The sequence below is a fragment of the Methylobacterium sp. 22177 genome (genome assembly GCF_052045615.1).
GTDB lineage: Bacteria > Pseudomonadota > Alphaproteobacteria > Rhizobiales > Beijerinckiaceae > Methylobacterium > Methylobacterium radiotolerans.
On sequence record NZ_JBQEPK010000095.1, the window covers coordinates 1 to 6794 of the forward strand.

Below are 6794 nucleotides of genomic sequence, written 5' to 3' on the forward strand. Positions count from 1 at the left end.
TCTAGATGTTTGATCCCAGGGTTTGATGGTGCACTCTTCACGTTGAAGTGGAGGGACGCGCTATGGGCCAAGTTCTTCACGGCAGCGCCACCACGACGGAGGCAGTCCGTCGAGCGATCCAGCATAGTCAAGCGAGCCTGAGGGCACTCGCGAAGCGCTACGGGATCAACCCGAAGACGGTCGCCAAGTGGAAGAAGCGGATCTCGGTCGCCGACCAACGCACGGGTCCGAAGGATCCGCGTTCGACGGTGTTGTCACAGGAGGACGAGGCGGTCGTTGTCGCCTTTCGCCGTCATACGCTCCTGCCGCTGGACGACTGCCTCTACGCGCTCCAGGCGACGATCCCGCACCTGACCCGCTCGTCGCTGCATCGCTGCCTGCAGCGTCACGGCATTAGCCGACTGCCGGAGGCCGACGGTGACAAGCCCAAGCGGTCACGCTTCAAGACCTACCCACTGGGCTACTTCCACATCGATCTGGCCGAGGTTCACACAGCCGAAGGGCGGCTCTACCTGCTCGTCGCCATCGACCGTACGACCAAGTTCGCCTTCGTTGAGCTGCATGAGAAGGCCACGCGGCGGGTCGCCGGTGACTTCCTCCGCCATCTCATCGAGGCCGTGCCTTACAAGGTGCATACGGTGCTCACCGACAACGGCACCCACTTCACCACGCCCGGCAACGTCGCCTCGGCCGCTTCCATCATCAAGGAGGCGATTGCAGCCGGCGAGACCTTCCGAGCCCACAGCTTCGAACTTGCCTGCGCCCGCAACGATATCGATCATCGGCTGACCAAACCGCGCCACCCCTGGACCAACGGTCAGGTCGAGCGGATGAACCGTACGATCAAGGACGCGACGGTCAAGCGCTACCACTACGACAGCCACGGGCAACTCCGTGCGCACCTGGCCGACTTCGTCAGCGCCTACAACTTCGGCCGCCGCCTGAAGACCCTGCGGGGTCTCACACCCTACGAAGCCATCTGCAAGGTCTGGTCCGCTGAGCCCGGCCGCTTCAGGTCAGACCCACTCCACCAAATGCCGGGACCAAACATCTCGCACTACCTGGGCACTTTGAGGTCAGACGGCAGCCGGAAGCGGCGGCGACAGTGCGGGCATCGCACCGGTGGGATGAGGCCGACGAACAGGCGGCCGATGATGGCCTGCCGCACGGCGGGCAGGCTCGGAGACGGTGGCGGTCCCGGTAGGCCGGCCACCTTTTTTTCCCCCATCCGTCCGGTCGGGCCCAGCCAGACGCAGGTGCTGCAGGTAGGCGCAGGCGATGCACGTCATCAGCGCGTGCCGGTGCAGGCCGGTCCAGGAGCGGCCCTCGAAGTGGTCGAGGCCCAGTTCCTCCTTCAACTGCTGGTGGCCCTGCTCGCACACCCAGCGCGCCTTGATTGTGCCGGCCAGGGCGCGCCGGGTCGTGCGGGGCGGCAGGTTCGAGAGGTAGTACTTGCGCTCGCCCGAGGCGCGCCACTCGCCCACCAACCAGACCTCGGCGCCCGGCAGATGGCGGTTGTTGCCCCAGATCGGACCGTCGCCCACCCGCACGCGGGTCATGGCAAACCGGGCCGCGAGCGCGCCCTTCGTGCCCTGTCGCCACGTCACGCGCCGCCACGGCAGCGCAGCGAGAACCGCCTCGGCCTCCTGCGGCTCCTGATCCGGCACGGGTCTGCGCGCCCTCCCGCCCGGCTCCACCAGCCGCACGTCGGGATCGTAGACCTTCTGGTTCTTGGCGATCCCCACCGCCCAGGTCAGCCCGCGCGCGTCGAGGCCATGCCGAAACAGGGCGCTACAGCCGTAGCCGGCATCGGCCAGTACCACACCGAAGCGGACGCCTTCGGCCTGCAGGCGGTCGAGTTCGGCAAGCGCGATCTCGCCCTTGCTCTGCGGCACCAGCGCCGCCTCGGGCACACCTGCCCGCTCACACCGCTTCGGGTTGGCGACCCACTCCTCCGGCAGGAACAGGTGCAGGCAAACCGGCACGGGCACCTCGCCCCGCGCCAGGGTGAGGGAGACGAGCGACTGGCAGTTGGCCTTCTTGCCGAGGTGCCCGCAGTACTGGCGCGCCACGCCCACCGAGCGCGTGCCCTTCTTCGGCAGCGCCGTATCGTCGATCACCAGGCAGGCGTCGGATCCGCCGACCAGCCGGTCCGCGGTACGGGTGAGTTCCGCCCAGAGCGGGCCGTCGTCCCAGGCCGGGCTGGCGATGAAGTGCTGCAGTTGGTCGTGACCCGGCAGCCCGAGACGGGCGGCCATCGGCTGCAGGCTCTTGCGATCCCCGGGGCCGAGCAGGCCGCGCAGGTACAGCGGAGCCCAGGTCCGCCGCGTCTTGCGCCCCATCGCCGCCAGGAACGGCAGCAGCCACGCATCGAGATCCTGCCCCGACGGTCTCTCGGCCATGTCCGTCTCCCGCAGTGCCACCGCCGCAGGATCAGAACGCCCAACGCCCTTCAAAGTGCCCAGGTAGTGCTAGAGGCTGTTATGGACCTGGGGCGGGTCTGTGCTCAGATGAGCGGGGATGAGCGCTTCCCGCAAGCCGTATCCGTCCGACGTTTCCGATGAGGAGTGGGCGCTGGTTGCGTCCTACCTGACGCCGCTGCGTGAAGATGCCGGTCAGCGTGAGCATGCGTTGCGCGAGGTGTTCAACGGCCTGCGCTACGTGGTGCGAAGCGGCTGCCCGTGGCGGCTGATGCCGCATGATCTGCCGCCCTGGTTTGCCGTGTATCAGCAGGCCCAGCGTTGGCTGGCTGCCGGCTGTTTCGAGCAACTGGCCGAGGATCTGCGCGCGGTGCTGCGCATGGCCTCGGGTCGCGCGCCGGAGCCGACGGCGGCTGTGCTCGACAGCCGGACTTTGCGCTCCTCGCCCGAGAGCGGCGAGCGGGCCGGCTACGATGGGGCCAAGCGCAAGAAGGGCTCGAAGCTGCACTTGGCGGTGGACACGCTCGGCCACCTCCTGGCGCTGCATGTCACGCCCGCCGATGCCGATGATCGCGCTCAGGTCGGTCGGTTAGCCAGAGCTATGCAGGCGGCCACCGGCGAGAGCGTCGAGGTCGCCTTCGTCGATCAGGGCTACACGGGCGAGAAGCCGGCCACGGCCGCCCGCGAGCATGGCATCGCACTGGAGGTGGTGAAGCTGCCCGAGGCTAAGCGTGGCTTCGTGCTGCTCCCACGCCGTTGGGTCGTGGAGCGCTCCTTTGCCTGGGCCACCCGCTTCCGCAGGCTCGCCAAAGATTACGAGCGCTATGCCAGCACACTGGCAGACCTGCACCTCGTCGCTTTCGTCTGCCTCATGCTCAGACAGGCCGCTCAAATGGCCACAGGTTCATAACAGCCTCTAAGCCGCGGCGCGGGCCTGCACCGCGGTGTCGCGCTCGACTCGCAGGACGGCCAGCTGAATGTTCTGCTGCTGCATCTGGCGAATATACTTCGTATCAACATCGTGAACGAGGTTCTTCGTCATGCGACGGCCTCGGATCCTGAAGCTGAATGGGGCCGGTGACGCCGGCGTCGGAGGGAGCAGAGCGCTGCGGCGGCCCGCTTCCGGGTATGCGCCGTGCCAGGTGCGGCGTCATCGGTCGGCCGCCGGCCACGAGGCCCCGGAAGGATCGGCCCCGGGCATGCCTGCCTCACATCTGGATCTTGCTGACGACGTGCTTCACGAGGAAGAGGCCGATGCTGGCCGAGGTGAGGCCGAACATCAGGACGTAGAGCTGGTCGATCTGCAGTCCGGCGTAGGGGTAATAGGCCGAGCGCACCCACTCCGCCAGCTGAAGGGCCGGATTGAATTTCATCCAGTAGTATATCTTGTCGGGCATATAGCTCGGCAGAAACATGACTCCGCTGGAGATATAGAGGATAATGCTGAAGAGCGCGTAGCCGATCAGCCAGCCCGGGAAGAAACCGATGATCGCGACGTTGATCGTTCCGATGCCGATGCCGAGCACGATCGCTGCCAGATAGCCGCACATCGCCGTGAAGGGGTCGGCCGGGATCGGATTGGTCCCGATGGCCACGAGGACGGAGGTGACCACGAGCAGGGCGAGAAAGCCGGTGACGATCTCGACGAGGATGCGGGCCAGGATCACGTCGAACAGCTTCACCTGCGGATAATAGGTCAGCGGGCGGTTCATGATCACCGCCTTCATGACCTCGCGGGAGATGTACTGGAAGACCAGGACCGGCACCGCGCCCGTGGCGAAGAAGAGGGGCCGGCTGTCGCCCAGGGGGGCCGCCAATTTCTGGAAGGTGTAGATCGCGATCAGCACGAACACGTGCACGCAGGGCCAGAGCACGACCACGCCGTAGCCCCAGATCGAGGCGCCGAAGCGCGTGCGCATGTCGCGCAGCATCAGCGCGTGCAGCACGTGGAGGTAGGACTCGACCGGGCCCTTCTGCGATTCGGGCTTCGGGAGGGCGGGCATCGATAGGACCTCTGCGTTGCGGCGCCTGTCTCGACGAGAAAATGGGCCAAAGTGCGTTGACCCGGCCCGCACCCGCGGCGCGTCAGACCGCCAGGCCGTAGTAGGCCCGCATCAGGTCGCCGGAGGTGGCCTCCGGAATCGATCCCGCGTCCTGCCCGGGATCCGAGAGGTCGATGGCCAGCAGGCGGTCGTTGCAGGCGGCCGGATCGGTGGTGAGCGCGTACGAGAGGAGGTGACCGTTCGGCACGCCGCGCAGCCGCTCGGCCGGCGCGCCGAGATCGAAGCCCGCCACCGGCAGGCCGGTTCGCAGGGCCAGGGTCAGCGCGTACGCGTAGGTCTCGGGCCAGATCGACGGCAGCAGGACCAGGTCGGCCGAGACCTGGGTGACGAGATCGAGGGTCTCGTCGTCCTCCCAGTGGCGGCCGGTCTCGGCGATCTGGAGGGCCGCCCGAGCGACCCGGTCGAGGGTCGGATCGTCGGTGGAGTACCGCCCCGTCTCGGTGACGCCGGCGCGCGCGAGGCCGCCCGTCAGGGCCGGGTCCGAGTGGCCCACGATCGTGAAATGCAGCGGCAGGTCCCGGTCCTGCGCGTCGGTGGCCAGGGCCTGCAGGAACAGGCCGCCCTCGGGGAGGCTGATGCCGCCGAGCACGGCGACGCGGCGGACGCGGCCGGGCCGCTGCAGGGCGGTCGAGCGCACCGACCGCTCCGGCTCGACGTGCGGCCGCACCGTGACGGCGAGATCCGGGTACACCGCCCGGATCCGGGCCGCCGTGTCGCAGGACGGCGCGAACACCCGCGCGGCGCCGGCCAGGAACGCCCCGAACGCCGCCCGCCGCTCGCCCGGATCCGGCTCCTCGAACCCGTCCGCGTCCACCGCCAGGCACGACCGGCACTCGTTGACCGGCGCCAGGCCGCAGTAGCGCCCGTCCGGCTGCACCAGGTGGTTGCGGTGGCACACCGGCGAGTAGTCGTGCAGCGTCCACGCGTAGGGCCGCCCCGCGCCCGCCACCACCTCCATCAGCGCCCGCGCCGCGCCCCAGCGCAGCCCCGCCAGCGAGTGCACGTGGATCAGAACCGGCGCCAGCTGCCCGACGAAGTCGGCGAGCTCGGCCGCGTCCCGCGGCAGGTACAGGCTGTCGAGGTTGGGCAGGTACAGGAACTCGGGGCCGCGATACGAGACGTGGACCTCGAGGTTGCGGGTCCGGTCGATCTGCAGCAGCACCACGCTCAGGCCCTCGGCCCGGGCCTGCGCGACCATGTCGTCGATGTGCCGCTGGATGCCCCCGCCCCAGCTGTGCGTCACGTAGAGCAGCGCCCGCCCCGAGAAGTGCCGGGCCAGCCGCGCCCGGTCGAGCCGCGCCCGCCCGCGCCGGCCGGGATCGGCCTGGACGAACTGCCCGACCCGGGCCGGGTAGTCGGGGTGCTTGGCCAGCAGCGCCGCCTGGCCCTGGACGTACTCGCCGCCCGCGTCGAGCCCGAACGAGATCTGGCCGGCATGGTGGACGAACACGTCCTCGGCGAGCAGGTTGACGAAGCCGGCCTTGGTGGCGCGCAGGCACCAGTCGTTCTCCTCGCCGTAGCCCTTGCCGAAGGCCTCGGCGTCGAGGTCGCCGACGGCGTCCAGGGCGGCGGCGGTCATGTACATGCAGAAGCCGACGCCGGTGGGTACGGGCACGGCGCGGCCGCGGTTGACCTGCGCGGCCACGCGGTCGAGGTCGGGCCGGGCGATCTCGAGCGGCATGGTGTTGTTGGCGTTGAAGCGCGGGTAGGAGCAGATCGTGGCGTTGTTGGACAGGGGCGTGACGCTGCCCACGGGCAGCCCCGCGCCCATTCCCGCCCCTGCGCCTGCCCCAGCCCCTGCCTCCGTGCCGGACCCGGCCCGAGGCTCGGCGTTGTGTTCGGCGTGGGCGACGAGGCGGTCGAGCCAGTCGCCGAAGACTTCAGCGTCGGAGTTGAGCAGGACGACGGCGCGGCCCTGGCGCAGGCCGAGGGCGCGGTTGACCGAGCGGACGAAGCCGAGGTTCTGCTCGTTCTCGACGAGGTGGAACAGGCCGCGGCCGGCGAGGGCGGCGAGCTCCGCGGTGAGTTCCGGGTCGGGGGAGCGGTCGTTGACGGCGAGCAGGGTGAAGGGGGTGGCCTGGGGCGCCGACAGGCAGGCATGGATGGCGCGCAGGGTCTCGCCGCGGCCCTTGTAGACCGGGACGATGACGACGACGCGGGCCTGCGCGATGGGCAGGGCGCGGGGCAGGCGGTCCCAGGCGTCGGCGGGCGGGGCCTCCATGGGCGGGTAGGTGCCGAGATCCTCGGGGCAGCCCATCAGCCCGGCGGCCCGGCCGGTGCGCACGTAGTGCAGGAACGGCGACTCCCCGGG

At 69.4% G+C, this 6794-nt stretch carries 5 protein-coding genes and 1 pseudogene; 2 read left to right on the forward strand and 4 right to left on the reverse strand.

The genetic code is table 11. From position 1 onward, the window contains the following. Positions 1–62: 62 nt before the first annotated feature. Positions 63–1049, forward strand: a pseudogene (locus ACTJK8_RS31950) (IS481 family transposase); the annotation flags it as partial. Positions 1050–1076: 27 nt separating this feature from the next. Here ACTJK8_RS31950 and ACTJK8_RS31955 read toward each other — a convergent pair. Next, on the reverse strand, positions 1077–2402 hold the full coding sequence (locus ACTJK8_RS31955; protein ID WP_440763171.1) for an IS701 family transposase: 1326 nt from the start codon (positions 2400–2402) through the stop codon (positions 1077–1079). Positions 2403–2520: 118 nt separating this feature from the next. On the opposite strand from ACTJK8_RS31955, the gene ACTJK8_RS31960 reads away from it, so the two are divergent. Continuing rightward, positions 2521–3330 carry an IS5 family transposase gene (locus tag ACTJK8_RS31960; protein ID WP_440763172.1) on the forward strand — a complete coding sequence of 270 codons (810 nt, stop codon included), beginning with the start codon at positions 2521–2523 and terminating at the stop codon, positions 3328–3330. A gap of 6 nt (positions 3331–3336) precedes the next feature. Here ACTJK8_RS31960 and ACTJK8_RS31965 read toward each other — a convergent pair whose 3' ends face one another. From ACTJK8_RS31965 to ACTJK8_RS31975, 3 genes are all read right to left on the reverse strand, one after another. Continuing rightward, on the reverse strand, positions 3337–3462 hold the full coding sequence (locus ACTJK8_RS31965; protein ID WP_440763173.1) for a hypothetical protein: 126 nt from the start codon (positions 3460–3462) through the stop codon (positions 3337–3339). A gap of 166 nt (positions 3463–3628) precedes the next feature. Continuing rightward, positions 3629–4423, reverse strand: coding sequence for an ABC transporter permease (locus ACTJK8_RS31970; protein WP_012318201.1), 795 nt, complete (start codon positions 4421–4423; stop codon positions 3629–3631). Positions 4424–4505: 82 nt separating this feature from the next. Then, the coding region (locus ACTJK8_RS31975) for a glycosyltransferase (RefSeq protein WP_440763174.1) at positions 4506–6794 on the reverse strand (2289 nt) is incomplete at its 5' end.